The following is a 19,592-nucleotide window of genomic DNA, read 5'->3' as shown; positions in this document are numbered from 1 at the left end:
TGGTTTAAACTTATATTTTATATTTATCTTTAGCGTTCTAAGCTACATTATTAATTATTTAACGATAAATTATGAAAAATAGTATTCAAATTATATTCGTCACCTTACTGACCTTAAATTTATCCTGCGCACAACAAACTGAAAATGAGGTTAATAACATAGATAACCCACCCTTCACTGCAGAACTAATAATCGATGAACTACAAATACCATGGGGATTTACCTTTCTGCCGGATGGTAGTATGCTCATCACGGAAAAGGCAGGTAAATTGATCCATTTTCAGGATGGTCAAAAAATAGAAGTGGGCAATGCCCCAGTCGTATACAATAGAGGCCAAGGAGGTCTTTTGGATGTTGTCCTGCATCCCGATTACGCCAATAATGGGTGGATCTACATATCCTATGCCTCCGAAGACGGTGATGATAAGGGTGGAAATACAGCAATAATCAGGGCAAAATTGAACAACAATAGCCTTACCGACACCCAGTTGTTGTACAAGGCTACCCCGAACACTACCAAAGGCCAGCATTTTGGATCCAGAATTGTCTTTGACGATAACGGATATTTATTCTTTTCCATCGGAGAGCGTGGTGACCGGGATGTTAACCCCCAGGATATTACCAGGGATGGCGGAAAAATATATCGTTTGAACGCGGACGGAAGTATTCCTTTGGATAATCCGTTTGTAAATACCGAAGGGGCAAAAACGGCCATATATAGCTATGGGCACAGAAATCCCCAGGGTCTGGCCAAAAACCCGATGACAGGGAAAATCTGGGACAATGAACACGGGCCACAGGGCGGGGACGAAATCAATATCATTGAAAAGGGTAAGAATTATGGATGGCCGGTAATTACCTATGGCATCAATTATAGTGGTACGCCCATAACGGACAAAACCGAAATGGAAGGCATGGAACAACCCGTACATTACTGGGTACCGTCCATTGCCCCTAGTGGAATGGCTTTTGTAACCTCTGACAAATATCCGGAATGGAAAGGCAATTTACTCGTAGGTTCCCTAAAATTTCAATACTTGGAAAGACTGGAACTAAAGGGCAATAAGGTTGTTTATAGGGAAAAATTAATGCCCGACCTGGGACGTGTACGAGACGTAAGACAAGCTCCTGATGGTTTTATATATGTTGCAGTGGAAGGGAAGGGGATCTATAAACTGGTACCAAAAAAATAACATCTTTTTCCTTACACCTCAGCAACTTAAAGAATAATCTATGAAATGCCCAATGGAGATTTATCAAACCTCCCGATAATTATCGGGACGACATGATAATCAAGGCATTACATCTGACCGATTAAAAACAATAAAAAGTAACAGATGAAACTCTTGCTTATAACCTATATTTTGTCCATTTCCTTACTGGCCCTTTTTTTGTTCCAGGACAAGGAATTGGAAGAAAGTATCCAAAGAGGTGGGGATATTTATTCCGACTTCTGTATAAATTGCCATATGGCCAATGGGGAAGGCGTGGAAAAAACATTCCCGCCATTGGCCAAATCTGATTTTTTAATGAACAAAAGGGAAGAAAGTATAAGGGGTATAAAATACGGCCAACAAGGCCCTATATTGGTCAATGGGCTGACCTATGACAACATTATGCCACCAATGGGATTGGAAGATGGGGAAATTGCAGATGTAATGAACTATATCCTGAATTCATGGGGCAATAAAAGCGACAGCATGGTAACCGAGGAGGAAGTGTCCATGAATGTCCATAAATAATCTATCCCCTTCTGGCGTCTATGGCATTCTTTACGGAACCGTATTTCTTTAATAATTTTTCGGCCTCGGTATAATCTATATTTAACTCCTCTACCAAATACCGGGTGCCGCGGTCTACCAACTTTTCATTGGTAAGCTGCATATTTACCATTTTATTCCCTTTTACCCTCCCGATCCTGATCATTAGGGCCGTGGAAATCATGTTGAGCACCAGCTTTTGAGATGTTCCGCTTTTCATCCGCGTACTTCCGGTAAGAAATTCCGGCCCTACATTTACAGCAATAGGTATTTCCACAACTTGGGTAAGGGGAGATCCCGGATTATTGGTGATACATGCGGTCAACAATCCATGTGCGGCGGCGGCCTTTACCCCTCCAATAACATAAGGTGTAGTGCCCGATGCGGCAATTCCCACCACGGTATCGTTCTTAGTTATATCAAAAGCTTCCAAATCCTTCCAGGCCTGAACGGTATTGTCCTCTGCATTCTCAACGGCCTTTCTGATGGCCACATCCCCACCTGCTATCAATCCAATGACATGATCGTGCGACAACCCAAAAGTGGGCGGAATTTCCGAAGCGTCAAGCACACCCAAACGGCCACTGGTGCCGGCACCTATATAAAATAATCTGCCCCCCTTGTCGAATCTTTCCTTCAGGGCATCCACCAATTTGGTCACTTCAGGTATGACCAAGGCTACCGCATCGGCAATCAATTGGTCCTCCTTATTCATATTTTTAAGGATCGTTGCGGTATCCATCAATTCCAAATCGGTATATTTTGATGGTAATTCGGTAATCTTTAGGTAGTCGGACATATTTTATGGTCGGTATTTGATTTAGATAGAATTATTAATTGGTTTAAACTAAACATAGAATACTTGAATAGGATGATCAACTCAGTAATTTCATTAAATTAAGCCATTACTCCTGTTATTCATTTGGAAATAATTTTTTATTTAAACTAACCACTGTTTCACAAGTCAAAGTATACTCAGAATATAATGGCAAACTTATGAAATTTTACTTTTGAACCTTATCCAAAACTTACTGCGATTATTAATAAAATTAAGACCATTTAAAAATTTACAAAGGACCAACATTTACATATTTTATAACAATATCATATTGGTTTCCCTAAAATCCTTTAATTTATCATCCTCTGGATCCAATTCGGTAATTAAAACATCGATAGTATCCAAGTCACATATCCTGAACCGCTGTGTAGAATGTAATTTCTCGGAAATTGAAGGGGCAACGATTTTTTTGGAGGCATTAATCATAGCCTTTTTCATTTGAACAACATCCCAGTCAAAATCGGTCACCCCGTTTAATCTGTCAATAGAATTGATACCCAAAAAGCAGATATCCACTTTAATATCGTTCAACATGTTTATAGCGCAGCCCCCAATGGCAATTTGCGAATCCTTGGATAACTTTCCACCTACCAATATTACTTCCACATCCGATTTGGCCATTAATTGAACGGCCACCGGTAAACTGGGTGTAAAACAGGTAATTTTCAAATGGGGCGGAATCATCCTTGCAATTTCCATATTAGTGGTTCCCCCACTTAAAAGTACGACCTGTCCACTCTTGATCAGGGTTATTGCCTTTTTGGCAATGCGCGACTTACTCTCAAGGGCATAGATCTCTTGATTTTCAACATGGTAATTGTTAAAACCTAATGAAATGGCCCCGCCATGTACCTTTTTTAATTTTTTTACGGCACTGAGCTCCTTAATATCACGGCGAATGGTATCTACCGAAACACTCAATAGTTCGGCAATATCCGTGAATAAAACCCTATTATGGATTCTAACCTCGTTTAGGATTACTTGTTGTCTCTCGGCTTTTAACATAAAATTATCATATTAACAGAATATTCTCAATATTAGCAAAATACTGCAAACAATCCTCATAAAGCTAACAATTTCAAAAATTAATGCAATATATTGCAAATTATTGCAAGAGTTGCGGTTTTTTGCATATTTTTGAGAATAACAATTACTCTATTTCTAATTTAATTCACTAAAAATTAACTCTAAAAGCCGATGAAAAAATTTCAAACAATTAGAGGAAAATTGCCAAGCCATTTATTCCTATGGCTACTTTTGGTAATGAGTACAAATGTATTTGGGCAACAATCCCCAATTACAATCAGTGGAAACGTAACCGAAAGCGGTTCTGGGATACCAATTGCCGGAGCCTCTGTATTTATTGCAAATACTTCTTTTGGGGCGGTTTCGGATTTTGATGGAAACTACAGCTTTAAGGCTGATTTGGAGAACGGGGATTATTCCCTAACCGCTAGCTATCTTGGTTTTAGCACTCAAAAAATATCCTTCACTGCCTCGGGCAACAATATCACTCAGGATATTGTACTAGTGGAGGACCTTTTAAGTCTGGACGAAGTGGTGGTTACCGGGACAGGGACAGGGGCCAATAAAAGATCTTTGGGAAACGCCATATCCTCAGTAAAATCGGAAGATTTGACCAATAATGGCGCCACCCAGGTAGATCAGGCCATTGCCGGAAAAGTTTCCGGTGCCCTGGTACAACAAAATTCCGGAGACCCGGCTGGAGGCATCAGTATAAGACTTAGGGGGCCAAGCACCATTGCAGGTAGTTCCGATCCCCTTTATATTGTGGATGGCATCATAGTCAGCAATTCCAGTAACGAACTCATAGATTTGGGAGGAAATTCCCAGAACAGGCTTGCCGATCTTAACCCCAACGATATTGAAAAAATAGAAATTATAAAGGGTGCAGCGGCAGCGGCAATATACGGTTCGAGAGCAAGCAACGGGGTAGTTCAAATTTTCACCAAAAAAGGTAAAAGTGGGGAGCCAAAATTTACTTTTATGACAAATACCAAGCTTAACGAGCTTAGAAAAAAAATAGATTACAATACCGTTCCCCTAGCATGGGAAGTGGCCACTGATAGAAATAATTTGGCTACAGTTGCAGCAGAGCGATATGATTTACAAGATGTTATTTTCGATACTGGTTCCGGACTGGAGAATTACTTTTCGGTAAATGGCGGAAATGGGAAGACCTCCTATTTTCTTTCGGCCTCACACTTGGACAATGAAGGTATTGTAAAGAATACCGACTTTAAACGTTATGGCTTTAAGGCCAACATTACCCAAAAGGCATTTGATTGGCTGGATATCACCGGAGGTTTCAACTACGTTAGAAGTATAAGCAACGACGTTCCCAATGGAGGGATCAATTCTGCCTATGGTTCCATTACAGGGTTCTTGTTCAGCGATAATTCCATAGATCCAACTCCTGATGCTTCCGGAGTTTACCCTATAACCTCTCCCTTGGTGGCGAGAACCAACCCTTTGGAAGCGGTGGACCGTTTCGATTTTGGACAAAAAACCAATCGTTTTATCACCAGCATTGCCTTGGATGGTAAATTCAATGAGCATCTTTCCGCAAAATATACCCTGGGAATGGATTATTACAACCAATCCGCCACTGCCTTTATCCCAATCAATAATACTTCCACCCTACCCGATGGATTTGCTAGAAGATCCGATTTAAACAGTTTTCAATACAACAGTGACCTTAATATAACTTACAGAACGGATATATCGGATAGCGTGAACTCCACCACCACCGCCGGCGGATCTTGGCAATACGAAGAAAGGGACAGGGTAGGCATTAGTGCAACCGGACTTCCTCCTGTGGTGCAAACGGCAACTGGAGGTAGTTTATTGGAACAAGGAGAGACTAGATCACAGATATCATACTGGGGAGCTTTCCTGCAACAATCGTTTTCCTTCATGGACAAACTTTACATAAACGGGGCCGTAAGAATGGACGGGGCTTCAACTTTCGGTAAGGATGAGCGCAATCAACTTTATTTTAAGGCCAGCGCCTCTTACGTTCTATCCGATGAGGATTTTTGGAAAGATACCTTTTCAGACACTTTTAATTCCTTTAAATTAAGGACTTCATGGGGACAGGCCGGTAACCTTACCGCATTGGGTGCCTTTGACAGATTTTCAGTATATACGCCGTCAGCCATTGGTGGGGCGGTAAGTCTTATCCCCTCGACCGCTCAAGGAAATGAAAACCTAAAACCCGAAAGACAGGATGAAATTGAATTGGGTTTTGATGCAGGTTTTCTCAACAACCGCTTAGGCCTAGAGTTTTCGTATTACCATCAAAAAGTGACCGATCTATTGCTTCCAAGGGTATTGGCACCATCAAGTGGTTTTAGCTCGAGGTTCGAAAACGTAGGAAATTTGGAAAATAAAGGGATAGAAGTACTTCTTATGGCCGCACCCATTAAAAATGAAAACTTTTCATGGGACGTGACCGCTTCTTTCTCCAAAAACAAGAATGAGGTTACCAACGTAGCAGGAGGAGGGCGACTAACCCTTGATGGCAGTTTCTCCACCAACTATGTAATAGAAGGGGAGTCTTTAGGTGTTTTCTATAGGGAGTTTTACGCTAGAAACGAAGATGGGACCATAGCCCTGGACGCCAATGGATATCCTTTTAGAGGTACTACTGAGGATGGCGAATCGTCCAAAGTATTGGGCGACCCCAATCCAGATTGGTTTGGTTCCCTGATCAATGAAATTACTTATAAGGATTTTTCTTTAAGAGTGCAGTTTGATGCTGTTCAGGGCTATGAAGTATTCAACTGGAACCGCAGATTGATGGACAATGTATTGTTTGGTGGTGGATATAATGTGGGTCAAGAATTGTTGGGAAACCTTCCCAAGGGCTACGGTGGGGCACAGGCCAATATCTTTGAAGAGTTTGTGGAAGATGGATCCTTTGTTAAGTTAAGGGAGGTAAGCCTGAGCTATAACTTTAAACCAAAATGGGACATTATAGACAATGTAGCATTGAGTTTGGTAGGTAGAAACCTGGTTTCATGGGACAATTATTCCGGGTGGGATCCAGAAGTAAGTGCCGCAGGGCAAAGCAATGGGGTAAGAGGGTTTGATTTCGCTACAGTTCCCATCCCTAAAACGTATCAATTTGGAGTAAATGTTAGTTTCTAACTTAAAAACAACAACAATGAAAAAATATTTGAATATGAACATAAAGGCTATTGCACTATTGATGACCGTCTTGGTAATATCATCTTGCGAAACCGATTTTGACAATCCCAATGCCGCTACGGACGCTCAGGTCTTTTCTTCCAGGGAAGGCATATTGGCAGCAACCATAGGCATGCAACAATTGTATTCCACTACCGGTCTTAGATGGATCGTTGAAACTCCTGCAGTAACCACTAGAGAGGCAGGTATTACCACTACCTTTCAGAACATGATCGATCTTGAGGACGGTGGGGACATCCCCAATTCCACTTCCAATATAGTCGGACTCTGGTCTACTATGCTTCGGGTAATGTCGATTTCGGAGGATATTGCAAAAAGTGCACCCGATCTTAGTATCGAGGATGGTACCAAAAGTGGATTGGTAGCCTACGCCAATTTATTTAAGGCCATGGCCATAGGTAGTTTGGCCCAGAACTACGAACAAGTAATTGTAGCTATCGGCCAGGATGGGGATGCTGCATTCGTATCCAGAACAGAGGCATACAACACTGCAGTTGCCTTAATTAATGAGGCTCAAAACCTAATTTCGTCCAACCCAATATCCGAAGAGTTCAGTTCCGAGATATTAAGAGGGAATATAGATTTGGATAATACCTTAAAGGCCATGTCGGCCAGGTACAATTTATTTGCAGGTAATTACGAGGACGCCATAACGGCCGCCGGTTCTGTAGACCAATCCGTTGCCTCCGTATTCACCTATGATTCACAGAACCTAAATCCGGTCTGGAGCAGGGTCTTTCAAAACGGCGTTCCCAATTTTAAACCTAGGGACAACTTCGGCTTGCCCAATTCCTTTTCAATAGACCCAGAGGATGGGCGAATTGATTTCTACCTGGTATCATTGGATGAAATGAACTTAAATCAATTGCCCATTGAAGATCTTGCGGGTTTCTTTGATATGGAAGATGGAACCGAATCCATTCCAGTTTATTTACCGGACGAAATGAATCTAATTATTGCCGAGGCCAATCTTAGAAAAACTTCAGTTGATATGACTGCGGCAGTAACCGCAATAGACAATGTTAGAACGGATAATGACGACGTTTTTGGCCTTAATGCCAATATTGCTTCATATACCGGAGATATGTCCGTTGATGCCCTCTTGGACGAAGTATACCTTAATCGTAGATTGGAGCTGTTCCTAACCGGAACCAGCTTGGAGGACAGTAGAAGATTTGAGCGACCTGAGCCCAGCACAAGTGCCAAAGTGTTTACGGATGAAAGGAATAGAAACTTTTATCCCTATCCAAACACCGAGAGGGACAACAATAGCAATACTCCGGCCGATCCAACAATTTAAAGGAAATGTTGTTTTAGTTTACAAAAGGCCTACATTTATGTTAAAATGCTAGGCCTTTTATTTCAACGCTCAATCCCATATGTTCAAAAGAATTTTCATATTACTTTCATTGGTCCTTACTTCCTCCTGCTCGGTATTCCAATCTTCCATACCAACACCCAAGCATGAATTGAGGGGAGTCTGGATAGCCACCGTAGTCAATATCGACTGGCCGAAAAATGGGTTGGATGATATTGAAAAACAGAAACAGGACTACCTGAAAATCCTTGATTTTTATGAAAATCTGAATTTTAATGCCGTAATTGTCCAGATCAGGGCCGCCGGGGATGCCTTTTATCCTTCCCAATACGCACCATGGTCCAGATTTTTGACCGGCAACGAAGGGATAGCCCCACAACCTTATTACGACCCTATGGAATGGATGGTACAGGAAGCACATGCCAGGGGGATGGAGTTTCATGCTTGGCTTAACCCCTACCGGGCGACGTTTGATGAAAAACTGGAAATATTGAGCGAAGACCATGATTACTACCAACATCCCGACTGGATGTTGAAATATGGAAAAAAATATTATTACAATCCCGGATTACCGGAAGTGCAACAGCACCTAACCGATATCATAGCCGAAGTAGTAACCAATTACGATATAGATGCCGTACATTTTGACGATTACTTCTATCCCTACAAGATAACCGGTGAAACCTTTGAAGACAGGGAAACCTATATCAAATACGCCCTACCGCAACAATCTTTGGAAGATTGGCGTAGGAGCAATATTGATAGTTTGGTGCAAAAGGTCCATAATACCATAAAAAGTAAAAAACCCTGGGTACAGTTCGGCATAAGTCCGTTCGGGGTATGGAAAAACAACAGTACCGATCCAAGGGGATCGGATACCAAAGCCGGACAGACCACTTATGAGGATCTATACGCCGATCCTTTGTTATGGATGAAAAATGGCTGGATAGACTATTTGGTGCCCCAAGTCTATTGGAGCATGGACCTGCCCGCAGCATCCCATAAAAAGATAGTGGACTGGTGGTCTAAAAACAGCCACAATACCAATCTGTATATTGGCAACGGGCCATATAAAATAAGAAACAACAGTGACAGGGCCTGGGACAGGAAAAAAGAACTTCCCAACCAACTAAAATTCGCCAGAGAAAATAAAAATGTAATCGGCAATGTATTTTTTAGTGCCAAATCCCTTATGTCCAACAAGGAGGATGTGCTTAGAATATTGAAGAAAAAATACTACCACAAGATGGCCCTGCCCCCTAGCCCACCATTACCAATAAACGTATTCCAAAATAGGATAGTCGAAACCCGGTTTGAAGAAAAAGAGGGAATTCTATACTTCAGCATACCGCCCCAGGAAAGACAAAATTTAAGTTATGCCCTGGTATATGTAGCTAAAAAAGAATCCAAATTAAACCTGGAAAACACCGATAATCTAGTGTCAAAAATACCGTTATCCGAGTCGGGAAATTTTAGTTTTGACCCATCGAAATTCAAAGGAAAGAAAATTTTGGCCTTATCATTTATAAATAATTTTGGACAGGAAAGCAGGCCTAAAATTATCCGTATAAATTAAAGCAACGGAAGATTTTATATCTTCATCATAAACAATATAAAATCAATTTTAGCAAATAAAGTGCAGGCAAAATGATTCAAAAAGACAAGTGGGCATGGGCATGGGTTCCTGTTTTATACTTTACACAAGGCATTCCGTACGTACTTGTAGTTACAGTTTCGGTAATAATGTATAAAAAACTGGGTATCAATAACTCAGATATTGGTTTATACACCAGTTGGTTATATCTTCCATGGGTTTTAAAACCTCTCTGGAGTCCGTTTGTAGATCTCAATGGCACCAAACGAAAATGGTTCCTGAGCATGCAGCTGATCATTTCCCTCGCCATTCTTGGAGTGGGCTTGACCCTTCCAACTTCCATTTTTTTTACCACCACTTTGGCGTGTTTTTGGATGGCTGCTTTTGCCTCGGCAACCAACGATATTGCATCGGACGGATATTATATGTTGGGCCTCACAGAAAAAAAACAGGCCTTCTTTGTAGGCATGCGGAGTACCTTCTACCGCCTTGCAATGATTACCGGTCAAGGACTCATAGTTATCCTCGCCGGATTTCTGGAAAATTATTATGGGGACAACACCAAAGCATGGTCCGTTACCATGATCGCCGCTGCCATTTTAATGTTGACATTGACGGTGGCCAACTTTTTTGTCGCTCCAAAATTTGAATCCTCCCAAGCCATTGTCCAAGTAAAACCTGAAGGATTTTTGGAGGTGTTCATTTCCTTTTTTAAGAAGCCGAATATCGGAATCGCCCTGGCCTTTATTTTAAGTTATCGTCTTGGGGAATCCCAATTGGTAAAAATGGCCGCCCCTTTTTTGCTGGACAAAACCTCAGCGGGCGGACTGGAATATTCTACCGAGGCGGTAGGGACCATTTACGGAACTGTGGGAGTAATAATGTTATCCTTGGGAGGGATCCTCGGTGGCATCCTTATTTCCAAGGATGGATTAAAAAAATGGATGTTGCCCATGGTCTTGTCCCTAAATCTGCCCAATGCCATGTACGCCTTTTTGGCCTTGACAAAAACCACCAGCATTGTGGCCGTTGTAGTAACAGTGGTGTTGGAACAGTTTGGGTACGGCTTTGGATTTGCTGCCTTTCTGATCTTCCTGATCTATATTGCGGAAGGAATTTCAAAAACTTCCCACTATGCCATTGCCACCGGATTTATGGCCCTGGGAATGATGCTGCCGGGAATGGCCAGTGGTTATATCCAGGAATGGCTCGGATATGGCGGCTTTTTCGTTTGGGTGGTCATTGCGGCCCTACCCGCACTGTTCCTCTTAAAATATATTGAATATCCTGCCGATTACGGTAAAAAGACCAATACCCATGATGTTTAAAATTGCGCCCTATACTACGGCTACTATTCAGCTTGTCCTAAAAGAAAAAGTGGGCCAATTGTTTATGCCGGCCGCTTTTATCAATGATACCGAAGAAGAAATCCGGAGATTGGAAGCGCTCATTGGAAAATACCACATTGGTGGCCTTTGTTTCTTTCATAGCAGGGCCAGTGCCGCTACCAATTTTGAAGGGAAAAAGAAAATTATTTATAACCAACAAAGCCTGACCACACTAAAGAGCCTAATTGAAAGATACCAAAATGCCGCAAAATATCCGTTGCTCATAAGTATCGATGCCGAATGGGGCTTGGCAATGCGCGTTGAAAATACGCCGCAGTATCCCTATGCCATCACCCTGGGGGCAGTCCACAACAGGGAGGACTTAATTTTCAAAGTAGGTCAACAAATAGGCATTGATTGCAGACAGGCTGGTATTCATTGGAATTTGGCCCCAGTAGTGGACATTAACAACAACCCCAACAATCCCGTAATCGGTTACCGCTCATTTGGGGAGGACAAATTGAATGTAGCCCAAAAAGCACTGGCATTTATAAAGGGTACCCAAAGCGTTGGTGTTTTAAGTTGTATCAAACATTTTCCCGGACACGGTGATACGGCTACGGATTCCCATCTTGGCCTTCCAGTCATTAATAAATCCAAAGAAGCTTTGATGGAAAACGAACTTTATCCCTTTAGGGAATCCATAAATAGTGGAGTGGATAGCGTTATGGTAGGTCATTTATCCATCCCCACCCTGGATAAAGGCAAAGGTACTCCGGCCACCATCTCCAAATCCATCATTCAAGGCCTCTTACGTAAGGAATTAAATTTTACTGGTATAGTCATATCCGATGCCTTGAACATGCATAGCGTAAGCAAAATGTTTTCCGAAAAAGGGGAACTGGAATGGCGTGCGTTTGATGCGGGCAATGATATCCTTTGCTTTGCAGAGAACACAGAGGAAGGCATTCAAAAAATAATACATAATGCAGCGCCCGGTGAAATAGAAGAAAGCTTTAAAAGGGTATGGAAATTAAAGGAGAAAGCCTTTGCATCCCTTTCCCTACCTCCTACAGACCGAGAGGAAACCACTATATTGAACCAACGGTTGGCCAAGGAAAGCCTTACTTTATTGACGGGGAGCGATAGTATTATTACCGACTTTATAAATGAAGGCTTTACTTGCCTCTCCCTAGGGGAATCTACCAATAACACCTTTGTGAAAGCGGCCTCCAAAATCGCCATGGAGCGACCTAAAAATGAGCACAATGTTTTAATTGTCCTTTATCCACCAAAAGTCAAACCGCAGAACAATTTTGACCTTAAGACCGAGGAGCTTCTGCAGCTGCAGCACTTGTTAAAAACAAAGAAGGTAATCCTATATGTATTTGGAAACCCATATGTACTAAACCTCATTGAGTATAAGACCGCCAAAGCAGTGGTATTGGGGTATCAAAATTTCATAGAATTTCAAGAGAATGCCCTGGCACATTTCACAGGTAAAAACAAAGCCAAAGGAACATTGCCCGTTACCATTAATCCAAAAGAGCGATAAAAACAATGGAGAATAACATTATCAAATCATGGAATATAAATGCCCTCGAATGGATCAAGGTAATCGACAATGCCGATATTGAATCCAGAAAATTCACCAATAGGGCCATATTACAGCTCATTGGCAATTCTCCTGCCATTAAAGTTTTGGATATTGGCTGTGGGGAGGGCTGGCTTACACGAAGTCTAGGTGCCATGGGTAAATCCACGGTAGGCCTGGATGCCATTCCCCAATTATTGGAAAATGCGAAAAAAAAAGGAGGAGGCACCTATTATCAAATGTCCTACGAAGACATTATATTGGGAAACCCCATCCCGGAAGCCCCCTATGACGCTGCTGTTTTCAACTTCTGCCTTTATCAAAAAGAAGGCCTGGGCCAACTCCTGAAGCAAGTAAAAAACGCGCTATCTGAAAATGGCTATATCGCTGTACAGACCCTTCACCCCTTTTTCCTAATGCAAAATAACATGGAGTATAAAAGCCAATGGATAGGTGATTCCTGGAAAGGACTTCCCGGCAATTTTACGGATGGCCATGCTTGGTATGCCCGTACTTTTGAATCCTGGATATCCGTATTCAAAAAAGCGGGACTCCAATTGCACCAATTACAGGAAGTGACCAACGATGGAAATAAACCTTTGTCGGTGATCTTTATATTGTCCGAATAGATCGGGTCCATTACTTTGAACCATAAAAACATTAAAGAACTAAAGATGAAAATATATAAAATCATTGGGCTAATGTCCGGCACCTCATTGGACGGATTGGACCTGGCCTACTGCCATATATGGGAAACGCCCACGGGTTGGGATTTTGAGATTAAACAAACGCAGAGCATTCCCTATAGCGATGAAATGCAGACAAAGCTTAAAAACTCCATTTACCTGCCGGCAGACCAATTGCTACAATTCCACAATTCCTATGGTAGCTGGCTGGGACTGCAGGCCAATAATTTTATTAAAGCGCATGCATTGGAAGTGGATTTTATTGCCAGCCACGGCCATACCACCCATCACCAGCCCCAAAATGGACTCACCTTTCAAATAGGTTCCGGCCAACATTTGGCCAACGCGAGTGCCACAAAGGTAATCTGCGATTTCCGGACCAACGATGTGGCCTTGGGCGGACAGGGAGCACCTTTGGTACCTATTGGCGATCAACTCTTTTTTGACAGTTACGATTTTTGCCTAAATCTGGGCGGGATCAGCAATATTTCCTTTGAACAAAATGGCAGAAGATTGGCGTATGATATAGGCTTGGCAAATATGGTCCTAAACCATATTACAAAAAAAATAGACCTCGATTATGACAAAGGAGGTGATCTGGCAAGGACCGGAAAGATAAACCAGGGCATGTTGGACCAACTCAACGACCTGGAATTCTACAAATTGCCCTTTCCAAAATCTATTGGTTTCGAATGGTTTATAGACAAAGTAGTCCCCATTGTTGAAGGTACCGGGGACCGAATTGAAAATTTACTGCATACCGCCGTTCATCATATTTGCGATCAGATCTCCCTTCAGGTAAAAGGCCAAAGGAATAAAACAAAAAAGAGCTTATTTGTTACCGGCGGCGGGGCCCTGAACTCTTTTTTAACGGATTGTTTACAGGAAAAACTTGGAGCGGAAATTAAGGTTGTCCTGCCCTCCAAGACCTTGATCGAATTTAAAGAGGCCCTTGTTTTTGCGCTTATGGGCGTCTTAAGGGATGAAGAGAAAATTAATTGCCTCAGCTCCGTTACAGGGGCCAAAAAGGATTCTTTCGGGGGGGTAATTTATTTACCGGCCTAACAAATATCGTTTGGTATATTAAATCAAAACCTTATCTTGGTTACTTAATTATTGCCGCTTTACTAAACCAAAGATATAATGAGCGAAAAACAAAAAAAGGCAACAGCCTATTGGAAGGAAAATGTGCGCTATCTATTTATTCTATTATCCATATGGTTTGCAGTTTCGTTCGGGGCCGGGATATTATTTAAAGATGCCCTGAATACTATAAAAATAGGAGGTTTTAAGTTGGGGTTTTGGTTTGCACAGCAGGGATCCATCTACGTCTTTGTAGTTCTAATATTTGTTTATGTTCGCCTCATGAACAAGTTGGACAAAAAATACGGTTACAACGAATAACCACTTTTATTTTTCCGACATAGTTACAGAACCATATGGGGGCTTCCCTCCGGATCACCAATTTATACAATCCGCAATATCAACCAAAAACCATAAAATATGAGTGTTCAAGTCTGGACGTACCTTCTAGTAGGAATCACCTTTGCCCTGTATATAGGAATCGCCATTTGGTCCAGGGCAGGATCAACAAAAGAGTTTTATGTGGCCGGTGGAGGGGTGTCGCCCCTGGCAAATGGAATGGCCACTGCGGCCGACTGGATGTCCGCGGCCTCCTTTATCTCCATGGCCGGTATTATTGCCTTTGCTGGCTATGACGGCTCCGTATACCTAATGGGATGGACCGGAGGCTACGTACTGTTGGCCTTGCTACTTGCCCCCTATCTGAGAAAATTTGGAAAGTTTACGGTACCCGATTTTATTGGGGACCGCTATTATTCCAACACCGCTCGTATGGTGGCCGTATTCTGCGCATTGATCGTATCCTTTACCTATGTTGCCGGACAAATGCGAGGTGTAGGAGTGGTATTCTCCCGATTTTTGCAGGTAGACATTAATACCGGGGTAATTATAGGAATGGTGATCGTGCTCTTTTATGCCGTATTGGGAGGCATGAAAGGAATTACCTATACACAGGTGGCACAATACTGTGTGCTGATATTCGCTTTTATGGTCCCTGCCATTTTTATTTCCTTTCAAATGACGGGCAACCCTATACCACAACTGGGTATGGGATCCACACTTAACGATGGTTCGGGTACCTTTCTTATGGATCGGTTAAACGGGCTCTCTACAGAGCTGGGCTTTGCCGAATACACGGATGGTTCCAAATCCGTCATCGATGTCTTTGCCATAACTTTGGCCCTTATGGTAGGGACGGCAGGATTGCCCCATGTTATTGTTAGGTTCTTTACCGTAAAAAGGGTCAAAGACGCCCGGAAATCGGCCGGACTGGCATTGTTGCTCATTGCCATTCTGTACACTACCGCCCCGGCGGTATCCGTTTTTGCCAAAATGAATTTAATAAATACCGTCAGTAATAAAGAATACAGCTTAATGCCCCTTTGGTTTAAGAATTGGGAGGAAACCGGTTTATTGGGATTCGAAGACAAGAACAAGGATGGCATTATTCAATATGTAGCCGATAAGGATAAGAACGAATTAACGGTAGATAATGATATTATGGTGCTGGCCAATCCAGAAATTGCCGATCTTCCGGCCTGGGTAATTGCCTTGGTGGCGGCAGGTGGCTTGGCCGCTGCCCTCAGTACCGCGGCTGGATTGTTGTTGGTCATCTCTTCCTCTGTTTCCCATGACCTGATCAAGAAAGTTTTTAAACCCAATATCTCTGAAAAAGGGGAGCTTTGGGCTGCAAGGGGCGCAGCTACCGTGGCAGTGATAATTGCCGGATATTTTGGGATACACCCTCCGGGATTTGTGGCGGCAGTGGTGGCCCTTGCCTTTGGACTGGCGGCAGCCTCATTCTTCCCTGCCATTGTTCTGGGCATTTTTTACAAAAAAATGAACAAGGAGGGCGCCATTGGCGGTATGGTAGTAGGAATCAGCCTAATGCTGTTCTATATGGCCAAATTCAAGTTGGGCTGGTTGGGCGAAATTCCCGATAAGTCGGAATGGTGGTTTGGCATTTCCCCGGAAGGCTTTGGTACCGTGGCCATGATCATCAACTTTATTGTGGCATTGGTGATCAATAGATTTACACCAGCCCCCCCGGAAAATGTTCAGGAAATAGTGGAGAACATTAGGATTCCAAGTGGTGCAGCCGAGGCAGTGGACCACTAAATCTTTTAATACACTAAAGCACAATAAATTGCAAAAACAACAACTATCATTTTGGTGTAGTGACCGGTTTGACCCCAGGAATAGGAATACCTAATTTTGACGGCAACGGTTTTAACTGTTTCTCAAAAAAATAGTCTTTTACTAGTAAACTACCTCGGGGCAAGCCTGTCTGCCGACAAAGGCAGGCCCACGAGTCATTGAAAGGAAATTCAAGTTTGATTTCGACGCCCGCCTGAACGGCACGGGCGGGCCCGTCCGAACGGCACTGGCGGGCAAGCGTCGGAGCAATTAAATCTCGATTATCGAGTAAAATCATGGAATGAAGCCTTCCATTTAGGGATGATTTATATAAATTTATAGAAATTTTAAAAACACGATGAGCAATTATCACATTAAGCATTTAGAAGAGTATTATCAAGTGTATCGAAAATCGGTAAGGGAGCCGGAAAATTTCTGGGGAGAAGTGGCCGAAGAACATTTTTTATGGAGAAAAAAGTGGGACAATGTGCTAAGTTGGGATTTTGAAAAGCCCGAGGTAAAATGGTTCGAAGGGGCACAACTGAATATTACGGAAAACTGTATAGACCGGCATTTACTCACCAGGGGAGATAAAACGGCCATTATTTTTGAGCCCAATGATCCTGAGGAGGAAGCCCAACACATTACCTACCGCCAACTGCACGAACGGGTGTGTAAATTGGCCAATGTATTAAAGGACCAAGGCATTAAAAAGGGAGATCGGGTGTGCATATACCTGCCCATGATCCCGGAACTGTCCATTGCCCTTCTTGCCTGTGCCCGGATTGGAGCCATACATTCCGTAGTATTTGCAGGCTTTTCATCTACCGCCTTGGCTACACGTATCAATGACAGTGATTGTAAATTGGTCATAACTTCAGATGGTTCTTACAGGGGTTCCAAATCCATTGACCTAAAAGGAATTGTGGATGAAGGACTGGTAGATTGTCCCGGTGTTGAAACCGTTTTGGTAGTGAACCGCACCAATGCAAAAATTAATATGAAGGAAGGCCGGGACAAATGGCTACAACCATTATTGGAAGATGCCTATTTGGACTGTGTCCCCGAAATTATGGATGCCGAGGACCCTTTGTTCATTTTGTATACTTCCGGATCTACCGGAAAACCCAAGGGAATGGTACATACTACCGCTGGATATTTGGTGTACACCGCCTATACTTTTAAGAATGTTTTTCAATACACCGAAAACGATGTGTATTGGTGTACTGCCGATATAGGCTGGGTTACCGGTCATAGCTATATTGTTTACGGGCCTTTGGCCAACGGTGCCACTACCCTGATGTTCGAGGGGGTGCCGAGTTACCCGGATTTCGGAAGGTTTTGGGAAATCGTGGAAAAACACAAGGTAAACCAATTCTATACCGCCCCAACGGCTATAAGGGCATTGGCAAAACAGAATATATCCTTTGCCGAAAACCACGACCTATCCTCCTTAAAAGTATTGGGCTCCGTTGGGGAACCCATCAATGAGGAAGCCTGGCACTGGTACAATGATGTCATAGGAAAAAAGAATAGTCCCATTGTAGACACGTGGTGGCAAACAGAAACGGGGGGCATTATGATAACGCCCATCCCTTATGTAACACCCACCAAGCCCACCTATGCCACCCTGCCCTTTATAGGGATACAACCTGCACTAATGGACGAACAGGGCAATGAACTCAAAGGCAACCAGGTAGAGGGCCGACTGTGCATAAAGTTCCCTTGGCCGGGAATGGCGAGGACCATTTGGGGCAATCACGAAAGGTATAAGGACACCTATTTCTCGGCCTTTCCCAACAAATACTTTTCCGGGGATGGCGCTCTCAGGGACGAGGTGGGGTACTACAGAATTACGGGCCGCGTAGATGACGTAATCATAGTATCCGGCCATAACCTGGGTACGGCCCCAATCGAGGATGCCATAAACGAACATCCGGCAGTGGCAGAATCGGCCATCGTTGGCTTCCCGCACGATATTAAGGGCAATGCACTGTATGGCTATGTAATCCTTAAGGAGACAGGGGAATCCCGTAACCATGATAATTTGAGGAACGAAATAAACCAGATCATTACAGAACACATTGGCCCTATAGCCAAGTTGGATAAGATACAGTTTACTTCCGGCCTGCCAAAGACCCGTTCGGGCAAGATTATGAGACGGATACTGCGGAAAATTGCCAGTAGGGACATGGACAATTTAGGCGATATCAGTACCCTCTTAAACCCCGAGGTAGTAGAGGAAATTAAGGACAACGTGCTATAATTGGTCAGTGGGGCATTGCCACTTTATGGAAAAACATAAAGTGGCCGTGCTTTCCGCTATATCTTTTTTATGTCCAACATCTCTTAACCATTTTTAATTTTTCCCCTTTGTCCTAAAAAAGGATGCCGCTGCAATCACTAATGCGGGCATATATATGCAATAAAATTACATACACGGCAAAGGCAGGGTTTTGGAACGGGATAAAATTTCTTGGGTCTCCACCGAACAAAATTATCACAAACAACTCATTAACAATTAAATATCAGTAGAACCCGCGTTGTTTTAACACCTTACCATTGTTCACTGTACATTGTTAATTGTTCATTGCCAAATAAATTATATGCCTCCGTCACCGACAAATTCCTGAATAATATAGGTTAATTGGTCCTGGGTTATAGGCTTTATAATATAATCTGTAATTTCGCTTATTTTCTTGGCTCTATCAATATCCACAGGATCTACGGATGAGGACACCATATATATAGTTATTTTCTTGCCCAGCTTAGGTTTTAGCTTTACATATTCCTCCATGAACTCAAATCCGTCCATTATAGGCATATCGATATCCAAAAAAATTACATCCGGAAGTTCCTTGTCATTATGCAGGTTGTCCAACATAAAGTCCAAGGCCTCCTCTCCATCAGAAAATACCTTGATCTTATTTGTCAACTTTAGTGATCTCAAAGTTTTGATCATTGTAAATCGATATATGTCGTCATCGTCGACAATACAAACATTTATGGAACTGTTCATAAC

Annotated in this window: 15 protein-coding genes; 12 read left to right on the top strand and 3 right to left on the bottom strand. The window is 42.7% G+C overall.

What is annotated here, in order from left to right; genetic code table 11:
- Window positions 1-71 precede the first annotated feature (71 nt).
- Window positions 72-1,193: a PQQ-dependent sugar dehydrogenase gene (locus D0S24_RS18820; RefSeq protein ID WP_117021374.1), complete on the top strand. Its 1,122-nt coding sequence runs from the start codon at window positions 72-74 to the stop codon at window positions 1,191-1,193.
- Window positions 1,194-1,337: 144 nt separating this feature from the next.
- On the top strand, window positions 1,338-1,742 hold the full coding sequence (locus D0S24_RS18815; protein WP_117021373.1) for a cytochrome c: 405 nt from the start codon (window positions 1,338-1,340) through the stop codon (window positions 1,740-1,742).
- Between the two features lies 1 nt (window position 1,743).
- Here D0S24_RS18815 and D0S24_RS18810 read toward each other — a convergent pair whose 3' ends face one another.
- Both D0S24_RS18810 and D0S24_RS18805 read right to left on the bottom strand, forming a co-directional pair.
- Window positions 1,744-2,559 carry an N-acetylmuramic acid 6-phosphate etherase gene (locus D0S24_RS18810; protein WP_117021372.1) on the bottom strand — a complete coding sequence of 272 codons (816 nt, stop codon included), beginning with the start codon at window positions 2,557-2,559 and terminating at the stop codon, window positions 1,744-1,746.
- Window positions 2,560-2,853: 294 nt separating this feature from the next.
- On the bottom strand, window positions 2,854-3,603 hold the full coding sequence (locus D0S24_RS18805) for a DeoR/GlpR family DNA-binding transcription regulator (protein WP_117021371.1): 750 nt from the start codon (window positions 3,601-3,603) through the stop codon (window positions 2,854-2,856).
- Between the two features lie 258 nt (window positions 3,604-3,861).
- Between D0S24_RS18805 and D0S24_RS18800 the strand changes: the two genes are divergently transcribed.
- The 10 genes from D0S24_RS18800 (at window position 3,862) to acs (ending at window position 18,836) form a co-directional block, all read left to right on the top strand.
- Complete coding sequence (locus D0S24_RS18800; RefSeq protein ID WP_258922841.1) at window positions 3,862-6,771, top strand: SusC/RagA family TonB-linked outer membrane protein; 2,910 nt, start codon at window positions 3,862-3,864, stop codon at window positions 6,769-6,771.
- 16 nt (window positions 6,772-6,787) lie between these two features.
- Window positions 6,788-8,131, top strand: a complete 1,344-nt coding sequence (locus tag D0S24_RS18795; protein WP_117021369.1) for a hypothetical protein — start codon at window positions 6,788-6,790, stop codon at window positions 8,129-8,131.
- 79 nt (window positions 8,132-8,210) lie between these two features.
- Window positions 8,211-9,725: a glycoside hydrolase family 10 protein gene (locus tag D0S24_RS18790; RefSeq protein WP_117021368.1), complete on the top strand. Its 1,515-nt coding sequence runs from the start codon at window positions 8,211-8,213 to the stop codon at window positions 9,723-9,725.
- Between the two features lie 71 nt (window positions 9,726-9,796).
- Window positions 9,797-11,071, top strand: coding sequence for an MFS transporter (locus tag D0S24_RS18785; protein ID WP_117021367.1), 1,275 nt, complete (start codon window positions 9,797-9,799; stop codon window positions 11,069-11,071).
- Window positions 11,061-12,626 (top strand): glycoside hydrolase family 3 protein, encoded by a 1,566-nt coding sequence (locus D0S24_RS18780; protein ID WP_251795836.1) that lies wholly within the window; start codon window positions 11,061-11,063, stop codon window positions 12,624-12,626. The genes D0S24_RS18785 and D0S24_RS18780 overlap by 11 nt, the downstream gene beginning before the upstream one ends.
- A 5-nt stretch (window positions 12,627-12,631) precedes the next feature.
- Window positions 12,632-13,294, top strand: coding sequence for a bifunctional 2-polyprenyl-6-hydroxyphenol methylase/3-demethylubiquinol 3-O-methyltransferase UbiG (locus D0S24_RS18775; RefSeq protein ID WP_117021366.1), 663 nt, complete (start codon window positions 12,632-12,634; stop codon window positions 13,292-13,294).
- A 45-nt stretch (window positions 13,295-13,339) separates the two neighbouring features.
- Window positions 13,340-14,416 (top strand): anhydro-N-acetylmuramic acid kinase, encoded by a 1,077-nt coding sequence (locus D0S24_RS18770; RefSeq protein WP_117021365.1) that lies wholly within the window; start codon window positions 13,340-13,342, stop codon window positions 14,414-14,416.
- Window positions 14,417-14,494: 78 nt separating this feature from the next.
- Complete coding sequence (locus D0S24_RS18765; RefSeq protein WP_103442245.1) at window positions 14,495-14,755, top strand: DUF4212 domain-containing protein; 261 nt, start codon at window positions 14,495-14,497, stop codon at window positions 14,753-14,755.
- Between the two features lie 99 nt (window positions 14,756-14,854).
- Window positions 14,855-16,552 (top strand): sodium:solute symporter family protein, encoded by a 1,698-nt coding sequence (locus D0S24_RS18760; RefSeq protein WP_117021364.1) that lies wholly within the window; start codon window positions 14,855-14,857, stop codon window positions 16,550-16,552.
- 376 nt (window positions 16,553-16,928) lie between these two features.
- On the top strand, window positions 16,929-18,836 hold the full coding sequence (gene acs, locus D0S24_RS18750) for an acetate--CoA ligase (RefSeq protein ID WP_117021362.1): 1,908 nt from the start codon (window positions 16,929-16,931) through the stop codon (window positions 18,834-18,836).
- Window positions 18,837-19,172: 336 nt separating this feature from the next.
- Here acs and D0S24_RS18745 read toward each other — a convergent pair whose 3' ends face one another.
- The gene (locus D0S24_RS18745; RefSeq protein WP_117021361.1) at window positions 19,173-19,589 is read right to left on the bottom strand and encodes a response regulator; all 417 of its coding nucleotides are present in this window, start codon (window positions 19,587-19,589) and stop codon (window positions 19,173-19,175) included.
- Between the last annotated feature and the right edge of the window lie 3 nt (window positions 19,590-19,592).

It is taken from the genome of Arenibacter sp. P308M17 (genome assembly GCF_003426735.1).
Classification (GTDB): Bacteria; Bacteroidota; Bacteroidia; order Flavobacteriales; family Flavobacteriaceae; genus Arenibacter.
Note: the sequence above shows the minus strand (reverse complement) of the source record. Positions and strands in the feature narration are given on the sequence as shown.

Coding starts and splice junctions, on each gene's coding strand:
- D0S24_RS18795 (WP_117021369.1), top strand. CDS start 6,788: ATGAAAAAATATTTGAATATGAACATAAAGGCTATTGCACTATTGATG.
- D0S24_RS18770 (WP_117021365.1), top strand. CDS start 13,340: ATGAAAATATATAAAATCATTGGGCTAATGTCCGGCACCTCATTGGAC.
- D0S24_RS18810 (WP_117021372.1), bottom strand. CDS start 2,559: ATGTCCGACTACCTAAAGATTACCGAATTACCATCAAAATATACCGAT.
- D0S24_RS18785 (WP_117021367.1), top strand. CDS start 9,797: ATGATTCAAAAAGACAAGTGGGCATGGGCATGGGTTCCTGTTTTATAC.
- D0S24_RS18820 (WP_117021374.1), top strand. CDS start 72: ATGAAAAATAGTATTCAAATTATATTCGTCACCTTACTGACCTTAAAT.
- D0S24_RS18805 (WP_117021371.1), bottom strand. CDS start 3,603: ATGTTAAAAGCCGAGAGACAACAAGTAATCCTAAACGAGGTTAGAATC.
- D0S24_RS18815 (WP_117021373.1), top strand. CDS start 1,338: ATGAAACTCTTGCTTATAACCTATATTTTGTCCATTTCCTTACTGGCC.
- D0S24_RS18790 (WP_117021368.1), top strand. CDS start 8,211: ATGTTCAAAAGAATTTTCATATTACTTTCATTGGTCCTTACTTCCTCC.
- D0S24_RS18765 (WP_103442245.1), top strand. CDS start 14,495: ATGAGCGAAAAACAAAAAAAGGCAACAGCCTATTGGAAGGAAAATGTG.
- acs (WP_117021362.1), top strand. CDS start 16,929: ATGAGCAATTATCACATTAAGCATTTAGAAGAGTATTATCAAGTGTAT.
- D0S24_RS18780 (WP_251795836.1), top strand. CDS start 11,061: ATGATGTTTAAAATTGCGCCCTATACTACGGCTACTATTCAGCTTGTC.
- D0S24_RS18760 (WP_117021364.1), top strand. CDS start 14,855: ATGAGTGTTCAAGTCTGGACGTACCTTCTAGTAGGAATCACCTTTGCC.
- D0S24_RS18775 (WP_117021366.1), top strand. CDS start 12,632: ATGGAGAATAACATTATCAAATCATGGAATATAAATGCCCTCGAATGG.
- D0S24_RS18745 (WP_117021361.1), bottom strand. CDS start 19,589: ATGAACAGTTCCATAAATGTTTGTATTGTCGACGATGACGACATATAT.
- D0S24_RS18800 (WP_258922841.1), top strand. CDS start 3,862: ATGAGTACAAATGTATTTGGGCAACAATCCCCAATTACAATCAGTGGA.